Source organism: bacterium (genome assembly GCA_040754625.1).
In the GTDB taxonomy this organism is placed as follows: Bacteria; JACRDZ01; JAQUKH01; order JAQUKH01; family JAQUKH01; genus JAQUKH01.
The window spans coordinates 1-2,503 of the sequence record JBFMCF010000115.1; the positions used below are offsets into that span (position 1 = coordinate 1).

A 2,503-nucleotide genomic window follows, 5' to 3' on the forward strand; every position below is an offset into this window, starting at 1 on the left:
AAATCGGGTTTTTATTTTCATTACGGCCTGTAATAGTTTTAAGGAAAAGTTATCAAAAAACATTATAATTTCTATATCATTTTTGTCAAGTTAATTTTTTTAAACAATTCGGGGGCTTAAATAAAAAATTTCAGACGAAGAAGCCCTTGTCAAAACACTTTAAATACTATAAACTTATTATTAGGAAGTGATAACAGATGGAGAAATATAAAAACTATTGGATATGGCTTATAATGGTTTCGTCGGTTGTATTCAGCATCCGTTATCTTATCTGGAGATTTCACGATACTTTGAATCCTGATGCAATGTGGTTTTCGCTCCTTTTAGTATTTGCCGAAGCTCATGGATTTATTGAAACGACGCTTTATTTTTTTATGGTCTGGAATCCTACAAAAAGAAAATCTCCCCCTCCGCTGCAAAACCGGATGGTGGATATACTTGTGCCAACATACAATGAACCCGTCTATCTTTTAAGAATGACCCTGCTCGGATGCAAAGATTTGAAATATCCCCATAAGACATACGTCCTTGATGACGGTAAAAGACCGGAGGTTAAAACTCTGGCAGAAGAATTAGGCTGTTTCTACCTGACAAGAGAGGAGAGAAAAAACGCCAAGGCAGGAAATCTCAACCATGCCCTGAAATACACTACGGGTGAATTTATATTGACCCTTGATGCAGACCATATACCCCTGCCTACCCTGATTGACGAAACTATAGGTTTTTTTGCTGATGAAAAAATTGCCTTAGTCCAGATGCCTCAGGATTTCTACAACCTTGATTCCTTTCAACATACAACTGACTGGAACAGGGGAAATTCATGGCATGAACAGGAACTCTTTTATTCTGTTATACAACCGGGAAAGGATTACTGGAACGCGGCATTTTACTGCGGCAGTACAACTATGATACGAAGAAAGGCATTAGATGAAATCGGGGGATTTGCCGAAGAAACAATAACGGAAGATATCCATACCGCCCTTAGATTGCACGCAAGAGGCTGGCATTCCGTATACTATAATAAAACAATGGCAAGAGGCATCGCCCCAAATACTTTAGATGGTTTTGCCATCCAGAGGCTCCGCTGGGGAGCAGGCGCAATGCAGGTCTGGAAAAAAGATAATCCTCTGACCATAAAAGGATTATCGATACCACAGAGGTTGTGCTATTTTGCCTCTATGTATACTTACTTTGACGGATTCCAAAAGCTAATCTATTTACTGACACCTGTTATTATACTGAATACCGGAACCATGCCAATACTTACCGACTCTTCAACTTTTGTAAACTACTTTGTTCCTTATTTTTTTGTAAGCGTTTATGGTATGAATCTGACTATGGGCGGGTTTAGAGGTATAATATTGACGGAACAGTATAACCTGATTAAGCTTGTCAACCAGATGAAAGCTGTAGTCAGGGGGATCTTTGGAAAGGAAAAATATGTAGTTACCCCGAAACAAAGTATGACTGAAAAAAATCTGAATGAAATCAGTCTCCAGCTTTCCATATCCATGCTCAGCGGTATTGCTATTATTAAAGGACTCATTGATATTTCACGTGTAGGTGGAATTCAATTTTGGACATATCTTGTAAGTATTTTCTGGGCTTTATTTTACATTGTCTTAACGGTTCCGCTGGCTATTATTGCCTTGAGCAAAAAAGATTTGAGAAAATTATACCGGTTCGATGGTAAATTTGATGTCACTGTCCGATATAAAAATGGCGAACCAGGTGATGAAAAATGCGTTGTGAACTTTGGGGACGTTGTTTCCCAGAGTAACTTAAAATGTGAACTTTGGGGACGTTGTTTCCCAGAGTAACTTAAAATATGCCCCCAAAAAAAAGATTTTCTTCACTTTTAAATTTTAATGGATTATCTTCGTCCTCTCTATGTAATTCCTTGCTTTTCCCTTCATCTCCAATCCGAACTCCCCTTAATCCCCTCTTTTTACGAAGTGACCGCTTCGCGAGAAAAAAGAGGGAAAATTTTAGAAAGATACATCCTAATTATCGGTTGATACTATTATTAGCAATAATAAATAATTTTGTCTTGACTTAATCCTTTTTTGTGAGATAATTAAACTAATTTTAAAGGAAATTTGTTATGTCTAAAACAATTACATTGCCAATATCACTGTTTAAAAAGTTTTCCGAGACTTCAAAAATATTTGAAGAATTTAATGATGAACTCGAAGATTTCTTATTATCTTCTAACCCTAAATTCATCTCGAAAATGCGGCAGTCCCGTCAAAATCATATACAGGAAAATACACGTTCATTAGCTGAATTAAAAAAAGAGCTATGTATCAAGTAAATACAACTCCTGAGTTTGATCATGATATTAAAAAAATCGATAAATCTATAAGTAAAAGAATCTTTCACAGAACTTTGACACCTCGAAAATAAATTTCTTTATTTGATAAGTAATTAGCTGATTTCAGGCAGACGTAGGCACTACGTTTTCTTTTAGGGAAGAAATAATTTTGGGCGGGATTGCGCAGCC

2 protein-coding genes are annotated in these 2,503 nt (G+C 36.5%); both read left to right on the top strand.

Annotated elements, in window-relative coordinates; genetic code table 11:
* The first annotated feature begins 197 nt into the window (after window positions 1-197).
* Window positions 198-1,820 carry a glycosyltransferase gene (locus AB1498_11185; GenBank protein ID MEW6088852.1) on the top strand — a complete coding sequence of 541 codons (1,623 nt, stop codon included), beginning with the start codon at window positions 198-200 and terminating at the stop codon, window positions 1,818-1,820.
* Between the two features lie 284 nt (window positions 1,821-2,104).
* Complete coding sequence (locus tag AB1498_11190) at window positions 2,105-2,314, top strand: hypothetical protein (protein MEW6088853.1); 210 nt, start codon at window positions 2,105-2,107, stop codon at window positions 2,312-2,314.
* Window positions 2,315-2,503: the final 189 nt, after the last annotated feature.